The organism is Leisingera sp. ANG-M1, assembly GCF_000813745.1.
GTDB lineage: Bacteria > Pseudomonadota > Alphaproteobacteria > Rhodobacterales > Rhodobacteraceae > Leisingera.
On the sequence record NZ_JWLC01000002.1, the window covers coordinates 11470 to 30578 of the forward strand.

Here is a 19109-nt window from a genome sequence, read left to right on the forward strand (position 1 = left end):
GCGCCTGACAGATGGCAGACATTCAACTCAAAGACCTGGTGAAGTCCTACGGGCCGACCGAGGTGCTTCACCACATCGAAGGCGACATCAAGGATGGCGAGTTCATCGTCATCGTCGGCCCCTCCGGCTGTGGCAAGTCCACCCTTTTGCGGATGGTGGCGGGGCTGGAAACCGTCACCTCCGGCGAGATTGCCATTGGCGGGCGCCGGGTGAACGAGCTGGAACCCTCAGCGCGCGACATCGCCATGGTGTTCCAGAACTACGCGCTTTATCCGCATATGTCGGTGCGTCAGAACATGGCTTACGGCCTGAAGATCCGCAAACTGCCGAAGGACGAGATCAACCGCCGCGTCGAAGAGGCCGCCGAGATCCTGGAGATCAAACAATACCTCGACCGCAAACCGCGCCAGCTGTCGGGCGGCCAGCGCCAGCGCGTCGCCATGGGCCGCGCCATCGTCCGCGACCCGCAGGTGTTCCTGTTCGACGAGCCGCTCTCCAACCTCGATGCCAAGCTGCGGGTGCAGATGCGCCTGGAAATCCGCAAGCTGCAGCAGCGGCTGGGGGTGACCTCGATCTACGTGACCCATGACCAGGTTGAGGCAATGACGCTCGGCGACCGGCTGATGGTTCTGAACGGCGGCTATGTCGAGCAGTTCGGCACCCCGATCGAGCTCTATGACCGTCCGGCCTCGATGTTTGTCGCGGGTTTCATCGGCAGCCCGGCGATGAACTTCCTGCCCACCGAGATCAGCGCGGGCCACGCCACCCTGCCCGGCGGCGGTTTGCTACCCGTGGCCTCAAGCTATTCCGGTGCCGCCACTTTGGGCCTGCGCCCGGAACACCTGAACGAAGACGAAAACGGCCCCATCGCCATTGAGATCGACATGCTGGAGCAGCTCGGCGCCAACACCCTGATCCACGGCCGCCTTCACGGCACCGGCCACAGCATCACCGCCAGCGTCCCCGGCCACGCGAACGACGGTATCGGCAGCATCCGCCGCTTCTCGGCAGCAGCAGAGCTGACCCACCTGTTCGACACCGGCTCCGGCAAACGTCTGGACATCTGATGCGCTACCCTCAGATCCGCGCCTTCACTGGCGAGCCCGGCGTAATCCGTCTGGCCGGCCACCGCGGCGCCCGCGGCGTGCTGCCGGAAAACACAATGGAGGGCTTCGAGTTTACCCTGAACACCGGGGTGAAACTGCTGGAGTTGGACGTCACGGCCACCCGCGACGGCGTGGTCGTGATCACCCACAACCACCGCCTGACCCGCTCGATGGTGCGCGATGCCGAGGGCAATTGGCTGCAGGGCGAGGAACCCAAGGTCGCCGCCCTCACCTATGCCGAGCTGCAGCAATACGACGCCGGCGGTCTCGACAGTTCCAGCGCCTATGGCCAGCGCTTCCCTGATCAGGCCTTCCTCAGCGGTGTGCGCATCCCGCGGCTGGCCGACCTGCTGGCGCTGCTGCAGAGGCCCCAGCACCAGGACGTCCACCTGTTCCTGGAAATTAAATCCGACCCGGACCTGCTGGCCGACACCGCCGCGCGGCAAAGGCTGGTCGAAACCGTGGTGGCCGACGTGCGCAATGCTGAAATGCAACCCCGCACCGTGCTGCACAGTTTCGACTGGGATTTGCTCGCAGACTGCCAGCGCATCGCGCCGGAAATGCCCGCCTCCTTCCTCACCCAGCTGCCGGAAAACGATGCGGATGTGGGGGAGGACTCCTCCAAGGAGGTGAACCCTGTGGCCGGCTGCAGTGTGCTCGACCTGCCCGCCCGGGTGGCCACCGCAAAGGGCCAGTTCTGGTGCCCCTATTACTTGGACATCACCGCAGACGCACTGGTGCTGGCACGCGATCTGGGGCTGACGACGATGGTGTGGACGGTCAACGAGCCCGAGGACATCGACCGCATGATCACCCTCGGCGTGGACGTGATTTGCTCCGACTACCCCGGCCGGGTGCAGCGCCTGCTGTTGAAACAAGGCATGCACTGGCTGCCCGCAGCAGAGCGCTAAAATGGAGACCGTTCACAGCGTCTTTGCCCGTTACGAGGAGCTGCGCCCCCGGCTGCCGCAGAACCGGACCCGGCCCGGAACACAGGCAATCTCCTCTCTGCTGGATCTGCAGGACGAGGGAGATGCTTTTGTTTTTGATGCCTTCGGTGTCCTGAACGTCGGCACCGAACCGATCCCCGGCGCGGCGGAGAGGCTGGACCAGTTGCGGGACGCAGGCTGCTCCATCCGCATACTCTCCAATGCCGCCAGCAACGGCAAGGCGAAGACGCTGGAGAAATTCCACGCCTTGGGAATGCGGGTGGCACCGGACGAAATCATCACCAGCCGCGATGCGGCCCTGCAGGCGCTGGACAACCGCCTATGGGGGGGGATCGCCGCCCGGGATGACAGGCTCGAGGACATCCCCTCCCCTGCCCTGCGGCTGGCCCGGGATGCGGCAGCCTATGCCCGGGCCGAGGGGTTCCTGTTTCTGTCGAGCGCTGAATGGGACGCCGGGAAACAGGCCATCCTGGCCGCCAGCCTGCAGCAAGCCCCGCGCCCGGTGCTGATCGCCAACGCGGACTTGGTGGCGCCGCGCAGCGATGGCCTCTCGCTAGAGCCTGGTTTCTACGGCCATCAACTGGCGGACCAGGGGCAGACGGACGTGCGGTTCTTCGGCAAGCCCTATGAGGAGGTCTATGCCTTGGCCGCGCAAACGCTGCCCTGCGTTGCGCCGGAGCGCATCGTGATGTGCGGCGACACGCTGCACACCGACATTCTGGGCGCTGCAGCGCAGGGGTGGAAAACGGTTCTTGTGACCCGCGACGGGGTGCTTGCTGGCCAGGATCCGGAAGAATTCATCACAGCGTCAGGCATCCATCCCGATTACAGGCTGGAGCGGATCTGAGAAACAAAGGCCGGAATTCGAAATCGAATTCCGGCCTTATCAATTCAGCCCAAGATGTCAGCCTAGAATACCAGGCAGGTTCAGCCCGTGCTCGCGCGCGCAATCCTTGGCAATGTCATAGCCTGCATCCGCGTGGCGCATGACGCCGGTTGCCGGATCGTTCCACAGCACACGGCCGATACGGCGGTCGGCGTCCTCGGTGCCGTCGCAGCAGATCACCACGCCGGAATGCTGCGAGAAGCCCATGCCAACGCCACCGCCATGGTGCAGCGACACCCAGGTTGCGCCCGATGCGGTGTTCAGCAGGGCGTTCAGCAGCGGCCAGTCGGAAACCGCATCGGAACCGTCCTGCATCGCCTCGGTCTCGCGGTTGGGCGAGGCCACCGAGCCCGAGTCCAGATGGTCGCGGCCGATCACCACCGGTGCCGACAATTCGCCGTTGCGGACCATTTCGTTGAACGCCAGTCCCGCCTTGTGACGGTCGCCGAGGCCGATCCAGCAGATCCGCGCGGGCAAGCCCTGGAAGGCAATCCGCTCCTGCGCCATGTCCAGCCAGCGGTGCAGGTGCTCGTTCTCGGGGAACAGCTCCTTCATCTTGGCGTCGGTCTTGCGGATATCCTCCGGGTCGCCCGACAGCGCGCACCAACGGAACGGGCCGATACCCTTGCAGAACAGCGGCCGGATATAGGCCGGCACAAAGCCCGGGAAGTCGAATGCGTTCTCCAGCCCCTCCTCCAGCGCCATCTGGCGGATGTTGTTGCCGTAATCGACGGTAGGAATGCCCATCGCGTGGAAATCGCACATCGCCGCGACCTGCACCTTCATCGAGGCACGGGCGGCCTTTTCCACCGCTTTAGGGTCTGTTTCGCGCATTTCCTTCCACTGCGCCATGGTCCAGCCCTGCGGCAGGTAGCCATTCACCGGGTCATGCGCCGAGGTCTGGTCAGTGACAATGTCAGGCTTCACGCCGCCAGCCTTGGCACGCTCCACCAGCTCGGCAAAGACATCCGCCGCATTGCCCAGGAGGCCCACCGATTTCGCCTCGCCCGCCTCGGTCCAGCGCTCGATCATCTCCAGCGCTTCGTCCAGGGTCTCAGCCTTCTCGTCCAAGTATTTGGTGCGCAGGCGGAAGTCGATCGAGTCCGGGTTGCATTCCACCGCCAAGCAGCAAGCGCCCGCAAACACAGCCGCCAAAGGCTGGGCGCCGCCCATGCCGCCGAGGCCGCCGGTCAGGATCCATTTGCCCTTGAGGTCACCGCCGAAATGCTGGCGCCCCGCTTCGGCAAAGGTCTCATAAGTGCCCTGCACGATGCCTTGCGTGCCGATATAGATCCACGAGCCAGCGGTCATCTGGCCGTACATCATCAAGCCCTTCTTATCGAGCTCGTTGAAGTGGTCCCAGTTTGCCCAATGCGGCACCAAGTTGGAGTTGGCGATCAGCACCCGCGGCGCGTCCTTATGGGTCTGGAACACGCCAACCGGCTTGCCCGACTGCACCATCAAGGTCTGGTCTTCTTCCAGGTTCTTCAGGTTCTCGACGATCAGGTCGAAGTCCTTCCAAGTCCGCGCAGCACGGCCGATGCCACCGTAGACCACCAGTTCATGCGGATTTTCCGCTACATCCGGATGCAGGTTGTTCATCATCATCCGCATCGGCGCCTCGGTCACCCAATGCTTGGCAGTGATTTCCGGGCCGGTGGGCGGAAAGATGTCGCGGGTGTTCTTGCGGGGATCGCTCATGCGGGCCTCCAGTTTTTGAGATCAGTCAGAATACGGGTGAGATGGGCGCGCAGTTTGTCCGCGCGCTCCGGCAGATAGTTCCAGGGGGGGCTTTCCTGGCAGTAGGTGGCCTGCGCCAGTTCCATCTGGATGGCGTGCAGGCCTTCCGCGGGCCGCCCATAGTGGCGGGTGGTCCAGCCGCCCTTGAAACGGCCATTCAGGACCGAGGAATAGCCCTCTGCCGCCGCGCAATGGGCCACGGTCATGGCCTCAATCGCAGGGTCACAGGTGGTCCCCAGATTGGTGCCGGTGTTGAAATCCGGCAAGCGTCCCTCGAACAGGAAAGGAATGTCGCCGCGGATCGAGTGGCAGTCATAGAGGATGGCAAAGCCGTGGATGGCCTTTACCCGCTCCAGTTCAGCCTCCAGCGCGGCGTGATAGGGAGCATGATACGCCTCTCGGCGGCGGGTGATCTCCGCCTCGTCCGGCTCCTGCCCCTCGCGCCAGATCCCCTGACCGTCAAAGTCGGTCAGCGGCACCAGCGTAGTGGTGTTTTGCCCGGGATAGAGACTGATACCAGCCGGATCGCGGTTCACGTCGATCACGTAGCGATGGATGGGCGTGCGGACGGTTGTGACCTCCTCCACCAGTCCTGAGTACAGATCATGGATATGCCAGTCGGTGTCCGCCAAAGCCTGACCGGTCTCGTTCAGGCATTCCCAAATCTCCGGCGGTACATCGGTGCCGGTGTGGGGCAGCCCCAGCACCAGCGGCGAACTGCCTTGGGTGACTTCGATCATGCCGAAACCTCCACGCCCGCAGCGGCGGCCACGCGACCCGCACGGACCATGGCGCTGGCAGCTTCGATATCCGGCGCCAGGTAGCGGTCTTCGGCCAGCGAAGGGATGTCCTCGCGCAGCATTGCCAGCACGTCCTGCAGGCGTGCCGAGGTCTGCAGCGGTGCCCGCGCCTCCACCCCTTGGGCGGCGCAGAGCATTTCGACGCCCAGGATCACCGAGAGGTTGGCGTTCATCTTCGACAGCCGCAGCGCGCCGTGGGCGGCCATCGACACGTGGTCCTCCTGGTTGGCCGAGGTCGGGGTCGAGTCGGTCACGCAGGGGTTGGCCAGATGTTTATTCTCGCTCATCAGCGCCGCGGTGGTCACCTCGGCGATCATGAAGCCCGAGTTCAGGCCCGGATCAGGCGTCAGGAATGGCGGCAGGTCGTGGCTCAGCGTCGGGTCGACCATCAGCGCTACCCGGCGCTGCGCGATGGCACCGATTTCGGCAACCGCCAGCGCGATCTGATCAGCGGCAAAACCCACGTATTCCGCATGGAAGTTTCCGCCCGAGACGATACGCCCCTCACCCACCAGAACCAGCGGGTTGTCGGTGACCGCATTGGCCTCAATCTCCAGCGTCTTGGCCGCCATCCGCAGCACGTCCAGCGCCGCGCCCACCACCTGCGGCTGGCAGCGGATGCAATAGGGATCCTGAACCCGTGTGTCGCCCTCGCGGTGGCTCTCGCGGATTTCCGAGCCGTCCATGATCGCCCGCATCTGCTGCGCCACGTCGATCTGCCCGGCATGGCCGCGCAGGGTGTGGATGTCGGCAACCAAAGGCGCGGTGGAGCCCATGATGGCGTCTGTGGTCAGCGCCGCAATGGTCATCGAGGCCTCTGCCATGCGCCAGGCGTCAAACAGCCCCGCCAGCGCACAGGCGGTCGAGAACTGGGTGCCGTTGATCAGCCCCAGCCCCTCTTTCGGGCCTAGCACAATAGGCTCTAAACCAGCCTTTTTCAGCGCTTCGTCGCTGGACATGCGGGCGCCTTCAAACGTGGCCTCCCCTGCCCCGATCATCGCCGCCGCCATATGCGCCAGCGGCGCCAGGTCGCCGGAGGCACCGACCGAGCCCTGCGACGGGATCACCGGGATCACACCATGCGCCAGCATCTTCTCGATCTGGTCGATCACCAGCCAGCGCACGCCCGAGGCGCCGCGGCCCATCGACAAGAGCTTCAGCGTCATCATAAGCCGGGTCTTGTCCTCCGGCAGCGCCTCCCCTACCCCGCAGCAATGGCTCAGGATCAGGTTGCGCTGCAGGGTGGCAGTGTCTTCCGGCGCAATCTTTGTTGAGGCCAGTTTGCCGAATCCAGTGTTGATGCCATAGACGGCAGCCTCGCCCGCGGCGGCCTCGGCCACCATCTGCGCGGCGGCTTCCACCGGCTCACGGGCCGATGCGTCCAGCCGTGCCGGTGTCAGGTTGCGGTAGATATCTTCCAGCGTGGCAAGCGTCACCGTGCCGGGGATCATCTCGATCATTGGTTGCCCTCATAGATACGGGAGTGAAGGGGATTGAAGCCGATGCGGTAGGCCAGCTCGCCGGGTGTCTGCACATCCCAGACCGCCAGATCAGCCCGCATACCGGCGGCAATCTGGCCACGGTCCGTCAGCCCCAGCGCCTGCGCTGCGTTGCGGGTGACGCCTGCCAGCGCCTCCTCCGGCGTCATCCGGAACAGGGTGCAGCCCATGTTCATCGTCAGCAGCAAAGAGGTCAGCGGCGAGGAACCCGGGTTGCAATCGGTCGCCAGCGCCATCGGCACGCCATGGGCGCGGAAATGCTCAATCGGCGGCGCCTGGGTTTCGCGGATGGTGTAGAAGGCGCCGGGCAGGATCACCGCAACCGAGCCGGAGGCCGCCATCACTCTCGCGTCGTTTTCGGTGGCGTATTCCACGTGATCGACTGACAACGCGCCGTATTGCGCGGCCAAAGCGGTGCCGCCCTGATGGCTCAGCTGTTCCGCGTGCAGTTTCACCGGCAGGCCGAGCTCCTGCGCCACCTTGAACACCCGCTCGATCTGGGCAGGAGAAAAGGCGATGTTCTCGCAGAAGCCATCGACTGCATCCACCAGCCCCTCCGCATGGGCGGCGTGCAGTGCCGGAATGCAGACCTCATCGATGTAGGCGTCATCGCGGCCCTTGTACTCGGCAGGCGTGGCATGGGCGCCAAGGAAGGTGGTCTTCACCGCCACCGGGCGAAGCTCACCCAGGCGGCGGGCGGCGCGCAGCATGTTCAGCTCGGTTTCCCGGTCGAGCCCATAGCCGGATTTCACCTCCACCGCGGTGACGCCCTCGGCAATCAGCGTGTCCAGCCGCGGCAGCGCACCTTGCACCAAATCCTCCAAAGAGGCCGCACGGGTCGCCGACATGGTCGAAACAATGCCGCCCCCTGCCCTTGCGACTTCCTCGTATGACGCGCCATTCAGGCGCATTTCAAACTCCATCGCCCGGTTTCCGCCGAAAACAATATGGGTGTGGCAGTCGATGAAACCCGGCGTCACCAGGCGCCCGCCGAGGTCGCGCTGCTCCCAATCCGAATTGTCAGCTGGCAATTCCGCCCGCGGCCCGGCCCAGGCAATCCGCCCGTCCGAAACCGCCACCGCGCCGTCCTCGATCAGGCCATAAGGCACGTCCGTCCCGGCCATCGTAGCCAGCCGCGCGCCTGTCAGAACATAATTCCCTGTCACGGATCCCTGAGTCCTTTGCTTGCCTCTCCGGCATTAAACTACGGGATTTGGATATTATGTCTAGTCATAAAGTGAGAAAAGAAATGAGGCCGCCCGGGAACAGGAAGGTCCGCGGGCGGCCTGGGAAAGCCTGTTCAGCTCAGCCCTGTCTTTGGATACTGGGGATGCAGATCATCAATGATGATCGGATGCGCATGCGGCTGGGCCCCTTGCAAATGCGGATGGTCCGGCGGCAGATCGGCGTGGCTGTGCGGCACCGCGGCCGAGCTGTTTTGCGGCCACAACCGCCAGGCCGCCGCCAGCCCGGCCAGCGCCAGCGCCGCCAGCGACAGCATCGCCACCCCTGCCCCAAAAGATGCCATCAGCCAGGCCGACAGCGGGTAGAAGATCAGCCAGCAGGCATGCGACAGAGTGAACTGCGCAGCAAAAATCGCGGGCCGGTCCGCGGCGTGGGCTGAGCGGGCCAGCAGCCTGCCTGAAGGTGTGAGAATGGTGGAATAGCCCAGTCCAATTACCACCCATCCAATTGCCAGCAGGCCAAAGCTCAGCGGCAGCGCAAAGGCAGCCAGGGACAAGACAGCCAGTGCGCCAGTGCCCAATGCGGCGCCTGCCAGCATCACAGTGCGGTCAGAGAAGCGCTCCATAAGCCGCGGCAGAGACAGCGCCGCCAGCATCGAGCCGCCGCCGAATCCCGCCAGCGCCAAGGCAACCGAACTCTCCGGCAGGCCCATCCCGCCCCGCACCAGAACCACCGTGTTGACGATCACCATCGAGCCCATCGCCGACACCGCCCAGTTCAGCGCCAAGAGTCCGCGCAGCCGCGGCGTTCTCAGATAGTTGCGGATGCCGCGGGTGGTACGCTCGTAGATCGGCCGCGGCTGGGATGGTTGCGGCGATGGCAATGCGATGGACAAAAGCAGCAGCGCCGAACCCGCAAACCCCGCGGCAGTGCCCCAGAACAACGTGCCGGAACTCACCAGCAGCAGCAGCGCAGCGGCCAGCATCGGACTCGCCAGGCTTTCCAGCTCAAACGCAAGCCGCGACAGAGACAGCGCCTGGGTGTAGTCCTTTTCATCGGTCAGCACATCGGGGATCGAGGCCTGGAAGGCCGGTGTAAACCCGGCCGAGGCAGACTGGAGCACAAAGATCAGCACATAGATCTGCCAGACTTCATTGACGAACGGCAGGCAAACCGCCACCGCCATGCGGACCATATCCAGGGTGATCAGCATGCGCCGACGGTTCAGCCGTTCGGCAAAGGCGGCGGCAACTGGTGCCACGGTGACATAGGCCACCATCTTGATCGTGAGCGCCGTGCCCAGCACCAGCCCGGCGCGGTCGCCCGCCAGGTCAAAGGCCAACAGGCCAAGCGCAACAGTGGCCAGTCCGGTGCCGGTCAGGGCAACGATCTGAGCCAGGAATAAGTGCCGGTAGGTCCGGTTCCTCAGAATGGCTAACATAGGCTCATAAATACCTGCTGATGGATTTCAGGTTGTCCAGCATCGCCGCGCCGTCTTCCGGACTGCCGCCGGGCACCAGGCAATGGTCGATGTGGTCATGGATCAACGCGCGTTTGGCGTTGGTGATCGCGCTTTCTACCGCCTGCAGTTGCTGGGCAATATCCAGGCAGGGCGCTTCCTGCTCGATCATCGAGATCACTTTTGCCAGATGGCCATTGGCGCGCTTGAGACGGGCGATGGTCTTCGGGTGGGTTTCATGTGTGTGTGACATGCTTTTTGCCTATCCCCCTAGGGGGGATGAGTCAAACGGTGCGGCAGCAGTGCCGTGCAGCCGGACAGCCGGACAGCGGGACAGCCGGACAGCGAAGCGTAGTGAAGGAAATTGTCAGCTGACAATTCCATTGGCCAGCGGCAAAGACGCCCTGCAACTTTTCCACCGAAGCAAGATGGGGAGCCATTTTACCAGCGTTCGGACAACCGGCTCTTTTAGGGCTCAAGGACACGGCAGAATTGTCAGCTGACAATTCGCCCGGGAACGGCCTCTACAGAGGCTGTCAGCGCGGCAATCACTTCTCTACATCCATCATGCAGACAGCCTGTTTTCCAACCCGTGCCAGTGCGGACACAAGCACACCCGTTAGCTGGCAATTGGCTGCTGCACTGGTCCGTTAAGCAGTGCTTGGAGCATCGGAGCGGTAGAGAACTGGCCGTTCCTTGCTTTTTGTGCCAAGCGCCGCAGATAGGCTCCGGGGCTGCGGATGGTACCCATTTTCTCGAGAATGCAGAACACTGCCGTGGCCGCATCCTTTCGGCCCATAGCAGCTCGAGCGTCGCTGAGAACTGGCATATCGATGCCCATCATCGGTGACAATGTCTCAGCCACTCTGTCGGCTTGCTGCCAATTCTGCAGCTGACCCGGGAAGAAGGACTGGAACTCATGGCAAGCGCGCAGCACATCTGCCAGCTCAACGCCCTTCTCTGCAGAGCCCTTTGCGGCCGGATGGCTTTGGGTTTTGTTTTTTTTGTCAGCAGCCATGTGCTCTTCAGAGTCAAAAACAGATTTATCTGAATCCTGTATGTGCCGCTCATTTTGGCTGCCGCTGTCGCTCAATCCGGTCGCGGGCAGGGTAGGGGGGCTCTGTTCCTCTGCTGCGGGAAGTGCCGCAATTTCCGCCTGCAATGCTTCGGCGGCTTGGCTCAGCGCGTCTTTACAGGGCTTGCGCCGAAGCAACTTGCGGACGCTTTCCAGAAGATCCTCAGCTTGCCCCGACGTGGCTTCGATCAGTTTCTGCCGCAGGACGGCCACGTTCTCCCGCAGCAGGGCCAGATACTCAGCCTGGGATTTGGCGGTCAGCGCGGCGTCGAAAATCTGACCGGCATGGCGGGCGAGGGGGGAGAGATCGAAACCAAAGGCCAGCTGGCAATTACCGCTGGCCCGGCGGGCATAGCGCTTGCGGTTGGGGCTGTTTTTGCGGCTGACAATCCCGATGCTGGTGAGGCTGGCCAGGTGACGGCGCAGGGTGCTCTCGGGCATGCCGTTCAGCCGCTCCATCAGCTTCCGGTTCGAGGGGAAGACAACGGCTGAATCCGGCTCAGCCGGGATACCGCGGTCGGGGAAGAACGTCATCAGCGCCTTCAGCACGCCCAGCGTGCGGTGGCTCAGTCCGAATTCCTCAGCGGCATGGGTGAGCGCAGCCAGAAGATCCCACTTGTCGTGAGTATCCGCCAGCTGGCCGCACTGATCCATCCGCCCAAATGCGATTTGGGACGCATGTTCCATCTTTTTTTCACGAAAGACAAAAAATACCCGCCCCCATGCAGCGCATGGAGTTGACAGTGACGAGTCTGAGAGGCTATTCCAAAGGTGCTAAATCTGAGAACGGCCTTCTGGGATGTAATGTCCTGGGGGGCTTTTCTTTTGTCCGGGCTTCGTGCCTCCTGTCCTGTTTTCTCTGCTCTTGCTCAGTCTTCCGGCTGCTCAGGCTGGTCTTGCTGCCAGCGGCCGTGAAGTTCGATCATGATCCGCTCCGCATTTTCGTCGAACCAGGTGTCGAACCCGGGCGCGTCCTTGGCGGAGATGGTCAAGGTGATGCCTTTGGCGGTGGACTTGATACCCGCCACCGCGGCGCCGTTGCTGCCGGGCAGGGCGCGGGTTTTCGGCGGGGCAGGGACCGGTTTTTGCTCCTGCGGCGCGTTTTGCGCGTGCTGCAGAACCGCATCGAACCGTCCGTCCGAGTCATGTGTCAGAAAATCCGGCCTGTTGGTCATGGTGACCGCGCGCGCCTTGGCGGCCGGGTCCTCAAACAGCTTGACCAGCGCCATCCAGCGCTCGCGGCCGATGCCGGGGGCAGAGCCGATCAAGCGCAGGAAGGGCAGCTCAAACGCGTTGCCGACTTTCAGCATCCGCGACACCATCGGCAGGTCGATCGACAGCGCTGCGGCAATTGTCTGCCGGTCGTAGCCGTCACTTTGCAGCTGTGCCGCAAAGGAAGCTTTCTCGATAAAGCTCAGATCCTGGCGCGAGGTGTTTTCCTGGCCCTGGGCCATCACCAGCGCGTGGTCATCCAGCTGCCGCACCATCGCCTTGACCGGAAGGCCAAGGTCGCGCAGCGCCCGCAGGCGGCGGCGGCCATAGACGATCTCATAGCGCCCGGGCGCCTTGGGATGCGGGCGCAAAAGCACCGGAACCTGCTGACCGTAGGTCTGCAGGCTTTCTTTCAGCTGGTTCATCGCTGCCCCGTCGAGCCCGAGGCGGTCTTCATACCCCGCATCGTCGATCAGCGCCGTGTCCACCTCTTGCACCGCGCTCTCTTGCAGCTTGCTGAGCGAGGATTGCAGCGCTCCGACTGCGCCGCGCGGCATCATCTTAGGCTTTGCGGCGGGTGCTGCTGGAGATTGCGGGTTCAGGGCTGTGCTCAGGATGCCTTTGCGTGCCATCAACGCCTCCATGCTTGTTGAAGGAGCGACTCTATCTCATCGTTCACTTGGTTGAGTGAATCCACCGCACGGTCGTAGGTTGACCTGTGAAACTGCGATCTCTCCACCTCGTAAACTGTCTGCTGGGTAAGGCCAGCGTCGGAAATCGCCGTGGATTTCAGCATTGGCGCAACCATCACTTCTTCGCCGAACAATTGCCGCATGAACGCAACCACCTGTTGCTGCGGGCCGTCGTTGGGCTCGTATCGGTTGATCAGGAAACGCAGGAAGTCAAACTCCAGCGAAGCGCCCGCATTAGACACTACGTCGAGCAATTCGGCACTCATTTGCAGGAATTGCGACATCGAGGCGATGTCCAGCATGTTGGGCACCACGGTGATCACCACGCCGGTCGACGCACAAAGAGCCGACATCGTCAGATAGCCCAGCTGCGGCGGGCAGTCGAAGATGATCACGTCGTAGTCCTGCTCGACCTCCGCCAGCGCGGCGGCCATGCGCGAGAAAAACGCAGGCTGCACGTTGTTCAAGAGCGCCTGCGGCGTCTCATGCTCGAATTCCTGCAGGATCAGCCCGCCAGGCGCCAAGTCCAGGCCGCTGAAATAGGTCTGCTGGATGATTTGGCGCAGGGGCAGGGGGTCACCATAGCGGATTGCGTCATAAATCGTCCCTGTTTCGAGGAAATCGACCTCAGGACGGTAGCCGAAAAGCGTCGTCAGCGAGGCCTGCGGGTCGATATCCACGGCCAGCACCCGGTAGCCTTTCAGGGCCAGCCGCTGTGCGGTGTGAATAGAGGACGTGGTTTTGCCGGATCCGCCTTTGAAGTTCAGGAACGACAGCACCTGCACCTTGTCGCCCTCACGGCGCCCGCGGAGGTAGGTGCCCGGCGTCTTGGCCGAGGCATCCAGGATCTTGCGCATTTCCAGGAGATCAGCCGCGGAATAGTGGCGGCGGCCTCCAGGAGTGGTGTGCACCTCGGGGAATTTGCCATCAAAATGCAGCTTGCGCAGGAAGCTGGGAGAGATGCCCAGCATCTCCGCCGCCTCACCGGCGCTGAACAGGCGCAATTCCTTCCTTGCATCCGGCGCAAAACTCGCCAGCATGTGGCTTTCAAGGGCCGCACTGAGGTTTTCCGCGTTCTCGCGGATTCGCTGATTGATGTGGAGTGCTACTGCCAACTGCTGCCCTCTCGATAGTAACGCTGTTTTGCGTCAGCGCTTTATTTATCGTTTCTATACGCAATGCGAACGCAGTTGTGCAATAGATTCCTTCAGTTACAGGTTGCAAGCCCGGTGTTCAGTTTGCATCCGGGCTTTGAAACCAGCCATTGAAACTCTTCCAAGTTGTTGAAAAATATAATTATAATCGAACGCTTAGATAACGACCCGGCCTGTGGATAATTTTTTGCCGCCAGTATGCATGATGCGCAAAAGACGGCCACTGGCCGAGTCGCCCGGTGCGGAAGAGTCCGGGAAAACCGGCGGTTTAGGCTCTAATATCCCGTTTCGCAGCCCCTGCCTGGACGCGGCCTAAAAAAACCGGGCGAGGTAAAGACGGTTCCAGCAAATGGAGTGTCGGTTTTTGCAAGCGGATTTCGGAATCCTGCACGCCGGCCTGCGTCATCATCGCCAAACTCTCCGCCAAAGGAGAACACTGCCATGACTGAGCAAGCTACCGCGACCCGCTCGCGTTCCGGCGGCCGCCACGCCCGCCGCGCCCTGCGCACCGCGCCGAAATTCGACATGCTGCCCGGCCTCACCCGCAATATCCCCCTGTGCGAGGTGATGGACGCCAGCCAGGTCGAAAAGATCGACAACGCGTCGATGGACATCCTGGAAAACGTGGGTGTGCAGTTCCGCGACCCCATCGCGCTGGAAGACTGGAAACGCGCCGGCGCCAAGGTCGACGGCGAGCTGGTCTACCTCGACCGCGGGCTGGTGCGCGAGCTGATCAAGACCATCCCCAGTGATTTCACCTATCACGCGCGCGACCCGAAGAAGAACGTGCGCCTGGGCGGCAAAAACTCGATCTTCGTGCCGATGACCGGCGCGCCCTTCCTGCGCGACCTGGACGACGTGCGCCGCAACCCGCTGCTGGAAGACCTGGCGATGTTCCACAAGCTGGCGCATATGATGCCGGCCCTGCATTCGTCGGCGCACCATATCGTTGAGCCTTACGACCATCCGATCAGCCAGCGCCACCTGCGCATCACCTATTCGTCGATGAAATACTCGGACAAGACGTTCATGGGCATGACCACCTCGCCCAAGAACGCCGAGGATGTGATGGACATGTGCGCCATCCTGTTCGGCGAAGACTTCATCATGAACAATCCCGTAACCACCGGTAACTGCAACGGCAACTCGCCGCTGGTCTGGGATGAGACCATGCTGGGCGCGATGCGGGCGTTCGGCAAGCGCCGCCAGCCGGTGCTGTGCTCGCCCTTCGTTCTGGGCGGCGCCAACACCCCGGCCTCGGTTGCGGCTTCGGTCGCGCAGCTGAACGCAGAAGCGCTGTCGGCGCTGGCCTATACTCAGGTCTGCAATCCGGGCACCCCGGCGATCTACGGCCACTACCTGTCGACCGTCAGCATGAAATCCGGCGCGCCGATGGCGGGCACACCGGAGATCAGCCTGATGAACTTCATGATCGGCCAGATGGCGCGTTACTACGATGTGCCATGGCGGACCTCGAACACCCTGGGCGGCGCCAAAACTTTCGACGCGCAGGCGGGTTACGAATCTGCCACCACCCTGTCCGCCGTCATGCACGCTGGCGCCAATTACATCTGGCACTCGGCAGGCTGGAACGAGGCTGGCATGCACTGCTCGGTTGCCAAGTTTATCGTCGACGCCGAGCAATGCGCCATGGCCTACCGGATGGCGGAAGGCCCGAAATGGGACGATTTCGACCAGGCGATTGCGGCAGTGCCGGACGTCGGCCCAGGCGGCCACTATCTGGGCCACCCGCATACCCAGGAGAACTTCCAGCAGGCGTTCTTCATGCCTGAGATGTTCGACAACAACTCGATCGAGCAGTGGCAGGCTGAGGGGGGCATTGAAATCACCGAGCGTGCGCTGACCCACGCCAAGAAGCTGCTGGCGGAATACCAGGAGCCGAAGCTGGACGAGGCCAAGAACGAAGAACTGCTGGACTATATCGCGCGCCGTGAACGGGAAATCCCAGCCGCGGACGAGCTGAACCAGGATTACTGATCCAACCTCTCCTCCCCAGACTGACCCGCCCTGCAAAGGGCGGGTTTTTTTTGTGTCGGTTGATGCCGGGGCAGGGGTCGGAATTCTGCAAGTCGGGTGTAGAGCGATCGCTCTACCGTGCGGGCATGACAGAGACACAGCACAGAATCGCCGAGAGCCTGGACCGCCAGTTTGCCGAAATGGGGTTTGCCACCCAGGGCGTCGAAGCATTGCGCGCCGGGGCGGATGTGTCGCTCAGGACGCTCTACAAATACTTCCCCAGCCGTGAGGCGATGGTAGTCGGTGCACTGGACTACCGCGACCAGGCCTACAGCGACTGGATCGCCGGAGGCCCGGGGCAGGGGGCAGCGCATGTGCTCTATCCGCTGGTGCGTCTTGGCGGCTGGCTGGAGCAGGTTTCCAGCACCGGCTGCCTGTTTCTGAATGCACTCGCCGCCTATCCGGACAGCGACGCAATCCGCCAAGCGGTTGAAGGCCATAAGGCCCGGCTGCAGGCGCAATTCCGTGCCCGCCTGCTGCACACGGCACCGGAGTGCGACGCGGAAGCCCTCTCAGCGGCGCTGTTCCTGCTGCACGAAGGGCTGACCGAGGCTGCCCGGTTCCACGGCCCCAAGGCCGCCGCTGCCACCGCCCTGCGCAGCGGCAAAACCATTCTACTGGCAGCGGGGATCGAATGACACCGCCAGCCAATTTACTCCAACTCGGGAAACAACCATGAAAATCGCAGAAATCCACATCTATCAGCACGATCTTCCGGTCAAGAACGGCCCCTACACCATGGCCAACGCCGAGGTCTGGGCGCTTGATACCACGCTGGTGAAGCTGGTGGCGGACAACGGCCAGGTCGGCTGGGGTGAAACCTGCCCTGTCGGCCCGACCTACGCGGAATCCCACGCCGGAGGCGCCCGTGCCGCACTGATCGCAATGGGCGAGGGTTTGATCGGCGCCGAAGTGGCGCCCATGACCCTGCACCGCCGCATGGACGGGCTCTTGACCGGCCACAACTACGCCAAGGCCGCTATCGACATCGCCGTGCATGACCTTCTGGGCAAGCATCTGGGTGTCAGCGTCTCGGACCTTTTGGGCGGCGCAGCCACGGACCGGGTACCTTCCTACTACGCTACCGGCGTCGGCGCGCCCGATGACATTGCCCGCCTGGCGGCGGAAAAACTGGCTGAGGGCTATCCCCGCCTGCAGATCAAGGTCGGTGGCCGCCCGGTGGAGATGGACATCGAAACCATCCGCAAGGTTTGGGAGAAGGTCCGGGGCTCCGGCATGAAGCTGGCGGTAGACGGCAACCGCGGCTGGGCCACCCGCGACGCTCTGCGCGTCAGCCGCGAGTGCCCCGAGATCCCCTTCATCATGGAGCAGCCCTGCAACACGCTGGAAGACCTGCAGAAAATCCGCCCGCAAATCTCCCATGGCCTCTACATGGATGAAAACAGCACCAGCCTGAACACGGTGATCACCGCGGCTGGCACCGGCCTGGTCGACGGCTTCGGCATGAAAGTCACCCGCATCGGCGGCCTGCAGCCAATGCGCGCCTTCCGCGACATCTGCGAGGCCCGCAACCTGCCGCACACCTGCGACGACAGCTGGGGCGGCGACATCATCGCCGCCGCTTGCACCCACATCGGCACCACCGTGAAGCCTGGCAACTTGGAAGGCGTCTGGCTGGCCGCCCCCTATATCGAGGGCAATTACGATGCGGAAAACGGCATCCGCATCGAAGGCGGACATATCGCTGTGCCGCAAGGCCCGGGCCTCGGCATCACTCCGGACGAGAGCCTGTTCGGCGCGCCGGTAGCCTCCTTCTAAGCGAGAGAGAGGATCATGGAATTCCAAGGAAAATGCGCGCTGGTCACCGGCGCGGCGGGCGGCATCGGCGCCTCCATCGTTCAGCGCCTGCGCGCAGCCGGCGCCAAGGTGGCGGTCGCTGACCGCAACACCAGCGGTATCGAGGCGGAGGCTCATCTGCCAGGCGACCTGCTGGACGCAGAATATTCCAACGCGCTGCCGCAAGCGGCAGCTGAGGCGCTTGGAGGCCTCGACATCGTGATCAACAACGCCGGCGTCATCACCCGCGGCCCGGTGACTGAGACCTCGGACGCCGACTGGGACCTGTCGATGGGTGTGAACGTCGAGGCGCCCTTCCGCATCTGCCGCGCCGCGATCCCGCTGATGGCACAAACCGGCGGCGGTGCCATCGTCAATACGTCGTCGTGCTGGGGCGGCAAGGCACCGGGGCCGAACCACGCGCTTTATTGCATGACCAAGGCAGCAATTGCCTCGCTGACGGAATGCATGGGCATGGACCACGCCCACCAGGGCATCCGCATCAACGCGGTCTGCCCGAACGAGGTGAATACCCCGATGCTGCGCTCGGGTTTTGCCAAACGCGGATTCGACCCGGACAAGGCAGTGGAAGAACTGGGCAAATCCGTACCTCTGGGCCGCATCGCCGAGCCGGAAGACATCGCGGACGTGGTGATGTTCCTGGCCTCGGATGCCGCCCGCTACATGTGCGGCGCACTGGTGGAGGTGAACGGCGGGAAACCGGTGTCATGAGCCGGTTTCAGGGCAAGGTTGCACTGGTCACCGGCGGCCGCAGCGGCATCGGCCAGGCCATCGCCCGGCGCTTGGCGGACGAAGGCGCCCGCGTCTTCACCGCACAGCGCGGCGTGGATGAAGAGTTTGAGGCAATCGCCGCCGACTTCACTGACCCGGACAGCCCGGCGCAGGTGGTCACCGAAGCCGTCAGCCGGGCAGGGCGTCTCGATGTGCTGGTCAACAATGCGGGCATGATGCAGGAGGCCCGCGTCGAGGACATGACTCTCGCCGACTGGCAGCGCAGCATGACGGTGAACCTGACCTCGCCCTTTCTGATGATCCAGGCGGCCCTGCCTTACTTGCGCAAAACCAAGGGCTGCATCGTCAATACAGGCTCCATAGAAGGTCTCGGCAGCAACCCCGGCCACGCCGCCTATTGCGCCTCCAAGGCGGGTCTTCACGGCCTCACCCGTGCAGTAGCGGTGGACCACGGTCCCGAAGGCATCCGCTGCAACGCGGTGGCGCCGGGCTGGATCGACACCGAACTGAATCTGGATTTCATCGAAGCAATGCCCGACCCGGAGGCCTTCCGCCGCGATATCGCCGGCATCCACCCGGCCGCCCGCACCGGCAAACCGGAAGAAGTCGCGGCGCTGGTGGCCTTTCTGGCATCAGAGGAAGCCGGTTTCATCACCGGCCAGGTCTACACCGTCGACGGCGGCCGCATGGCCAAGCTGAGTCTGCCTTAGAAAAATGGACCCGGGCTTGCACAGCCCGGGATCCCGCTTCTTTCTGGTCAAAAA

Annotated in this window: 17 protein-coding genes; 8 read left to right on the plus strand and 9 right to left on the minus strand. The window is 63.2% G+C overall.

Annotation, left to right across the window (positions count from 1 at the left end; all coding sequences use genetic code 11):
• The first annotated feature begins 11 nt into the window (after positions 1 to 11).
• Genes RA19_RS00975 through RA19_RS00985 form a run of 3 tightly spaced genes read left to right on the plus strand, consistent with a single transcriptional unit; the run spans position 12 to position 2903 of the window.
• On the plus strand, positions 12 to 1067 hold the full coding sequence (locus RA19_RS00975) for a sn-glycerol-3-phosphate import ATP-binding protein UgpC (RefSeq protein WP_039158734.1): 1056 nt from the start codon (positions 12 to 14) through the stop codon (positions 1065 to 1067).
• On the plus strand, positions 1067 to 2017 hold the full coding sequence (locus RA19_RS00980; RefSeq protein ID WP_039158735.1) for a glycerophosphodiester phosphodiesterase family protein: 951 nt from the start codon (positions 1067 to 1069) through the stop codon (positions 2015 to 2017). Before RA19_RS00975 ends, RA19_RS00980 begins: the two co-directional genes overlap by 1 nt.
• Before the next feature lies 1 nt (position 2018).
• Complete coding sequence (locus tag RA19_RS00985) at positions 2019 to 2903, plus strand: HAD-IIA family hydrolase (RefSeq protein WP_039158737.1); 885 nt, start codon at positions 2019 to 2021, stop codon at positions 2901 to 2903.
• A 57-nt stretch (positions 2904 to 2960) separates the two neighbouring features.
• On the opposite strand, the gene hutU is transcribed toward RA19_RS00985, so the two are convergent.
• The 9 genes from hutU to repA form a co-directional block, all read right to left on the minus strand.
• Positions 2961 to 4643 (minus strand): urocanate hydratase, encoded by a 1683-nt coding sequence (hutU, locus tag RA19_RS00990; protein WP_039158740.1) that lies wholly within the window; start codon positions 4641 to 4643, stop codon positions 2961 to 2963.
• Positions 4640 to 5422 (minus strand): N-formylglutamate deformylase, encoded by a 783-nt coding sequence (hutG, locus tag RA19_RS00995; protein WP_039158741.1) that lies wholly within the window; start codon positions 5420 to 5422, stop codon positions 4640 to 4642. Before hutG ends, hutU begins: the two co-directional genes overlap by 4 nt.
• On the minus strand, positions 5419 to 6942 hold the full coding sequence (hutH, locus tag RA19_RS01000; RefSeq protein WP_039158743.1) for a histidine ammonia-lyase: 1524 nt from the start codon (positions 6940 to 6942) through the stop codon (positions 5419 to 5421). Before hutH ends, hutG begins: the two co-directional genes overlap by 4 nt.
• Entirely contained in the window at positions 6939 to 8147 is a 1209-nt protein-coding gene (gene hutI / locus RA19_RS01005) for an imidazolonepropionase (protein WP_039158745.1), read from the minus strand. Before hutI ends, hutH begins: the two co-directional genes overlap by 4 nt.
• 134 nt (positions 8148 to 8281) lie before the next feature.
• Positions 8282 to 9607 carry an MFS transporter gene (locus RA19_RS01010; RefSeq protein ID WP_039158747.1) on the minus strand — a complete coding sequence of 442 codons (1326 nt, stop codon included), beginning with the start codon at positions 9605 to 9607 and terminating at the stop codon, positions 8282 to 8284.
• A gap of 4 nt (positions 9608 to 9611) precedes the next feature.
• On the minus strand, positions 9612 to 9878 hold the full coding sequence (locus RA19_RS01015; protein WP_039158749.1) for a metal-sensing transcriptional repressor: 267 nt from the start codon (positions 9876 to 9878) through the stop codon (positions 9612 to 9614).
• A gap of 366 nt (positions 9879 to 10244) precedes the next feature.
• Positions 10245 to 11387 (minus strand): plasmid replication protein RepC, encoded by a 1143-nt coding sequence (repC, locus tag RA19_RS01020; protein ID WP_052261595.1) that lies wholly within the window; start codon positions 11385 to 11387, stop codon positions 10245 to 10247.
• Positions 11388 to 11569: 182 nt separating this feature from the next.
• A complete protein-coding gene (gene repB / locus RA19_RS01025; protein ID WP_039158829.1) occupies positions 11570 to 12544 on the minus strand; it encodes a plasmid partitioning protein RepB in 975 nt (324 codons plus the stop codon).
• On the minus strand, positions 12544 to 13719 hold the full coding sequence (gene repA, locus RA19_RS01030) for a plasmid partitioning protein RepA (RefSeq protein ID WP_039158751.1): 1176 nt from the start codon (positions 13717 to 13719) through the stop codon (positions 12544 to 12546). Before repA ends, repB begins: the two co-directional genes overlap by 1 nt.
• A 480-nt stretch (positions 13720 to 14199) precedes the next feature.
• On the opposite strand from repA, the gene RA19_RS01035 reads away from it, so the two are divergent.
• The 5 genes from RA19_RS01035 to RA19_RS01055 all read left to right on the plus strand — a co-directional run bounded on the left by RA19_RS01035 (position 14200) and on the right by RA19_RS01055 (position 19055).
• Positions 14200 to 15756, plus strand: coding sequence for a trimethylamine methyltransferase family protein (locus RA19_RS01035; protein WP_039158753.1), 1557 nt, complete (start codon positions 14200 to 14202; stop codon positions 15754 to 15756).
• A gap of 125 nt (positions 15757 to 15881) precedes the next feature.
• The gene (locus RA19_RS01040; protein ID WP_039158755.1) at positions 15882 to 16433 is read left to right on the plus strand and encodes a TetR/AcrR family transcriptional regulator; all 552 of its coding nucleotides are present in this window, start codon (positions 15882 to 15884) and stop codon (positions 16431 to 16433) included.
• A gap of 37 nt (positions 16434 to 16470) precedes the next feature.
• Positions 16471 to 17574, plus strand: coding sequence for a mandelate racemase/muconate lactonizing enzyme family protein (locus RA19_RS01045; protein ID WP_039158757.1), 1104 nt, complete (start codon positions 16471 to 16473; stop codon positions 17572 to 17574).
• Positions 17575 to 17589: 15 nt separating this feature from the next.
• Complete coding sequence (locus RA19_RS01050; RefSeq protein WP_039158758.1) at positions 17590 to 18324, plus strand: SDR family NAD(P)-dependent oxidoreductase; 735 nt, start codon at positions 17590 to 17592, stop codon at positions 18322 to 18324.
• The gene (locus tag RA19_RS01055; protein ID WP_039158759.1) at positions 18321 to 19055 is read left to right on the plus strand and encodes an SDR family NAD(P)-dependent oxidoreductase; all 735 of its coding nucleotides are present in this window, start codon (positions 18321 to 18323) and stop codon (positions 19053 to 19055) included. Before RA19_RS01050 ends, RA19_RS01055 begins: the two co-directional genes overlap by 4 nt.
• Positions 19056 to 19109: the final 54 nt, after the last annotated feature.

Excerpts from the sequence above, each read along its gene's own strand:
- RA19_RS00980 (WP_039158735.1), top strand. The coding sequence starts at position 1,067 with ATGCGCTACCCTCAGATCCGCGCCTTCACTGGCGAGCCCGGCGTAATC.
- RA19_RS01015 (WP_039158749.1), bottom strand. The coding sequence starts at position 9,878 with ATGTCACACACACATGAAACCCACCCGAAGACCATCGCCCGTCTCAAG.
- repC (WP_052261595.1), bottom strand. The coding sequence starts at position 11,387 with ATGGAACATGCGTCCCAAATCGCATTTGGGCGGATGGATCAGTGCGGC.
- hutG (WP_039158741.1), bottom strand. The coding sequence starts at position 5,422 with ATGATCGAAGTCACCCAAGGCAGTTCGCCGCTGGTGCTGGGGCTGCCC.
- RA19_RS01010 (WP_039158747.1), bottom strand. The coding sequence starts at position 9,607 with ATGTTAGCCATTCTGAGGAACCGGACCTACCGGCACTTATTCCTGGCT.
- RA19_RS01045 (WP_039158757.1), top strand. The coding sequence starts at position 16,471 with ATGAAAATCGCAGAAATCCACATCTATCAGCACGATCTTCCGGTCAAG.
- RA19_RS01035 (WP_039158753.1), top strand. The coding sequence starts at position 14,200 with ATGACTGAGCAAGCTACCGCGACCCGCTCGCGTTCCGGCGGCCGCCAC.
- hutH (WP_039158743.1), bottom strand. The coding sequence starts at position 6,942 with ATGATCGAGATGATCCCCGGCACGGTGACGCTTGCCACGCTGGAAGAT.
- repB (WP_039158829.1), bottom strand. The coding sequence starts at position 12,544 with ATGGCACGCAAAGGCATCCTGAGCACAGCCCTGAACCCGCAATCTCCA.
- RA19_RS01050 (WP_039158758.1), top strand. The coding sequence starts at position 17,590 with ATGGAATTCCAAGGAAAATGCGCGCTGGTCACCGGCGCGGCGGGCGGC.
- RA19_RS01055 (WP_039158759.1), top strand. The coding sequence starts at position 18,321 with ATGAGCCGGTTTCAGGGCAAGGTTGCACTGGTCACCGGCGGCCGCAGC.
- hutU (WP_039158740.1), bottom strand. The coding sequence starts at position 4,643 with ATGAGCGATCCCCGCAAGAACACCCGCGACATCTTTCCGCCCACCGGC.
- RA19_RS00985 (WP_039158737.1), top strand. The coding sequence starts at position 2,019 with ATGGAGACCGTTCACAGCGTCTTTGCCCGTTACGAGGAGCTGCGCCCC.
- RA19_RS01040 (WP_039158755.1), top strand. The coding sequence starts at position 15,882 with ATGACAGAGACACAGCACAGAATCGCCGAGAGCCTGGACCGCCAGTTT.
- RA19_RS00975 (WP_039158734.1), top strand. The coding sequence starts at position 12 with ATGGCAGACATTCAACTCAAAGACCTGGTGAAGTCCTACGGGCCGACC.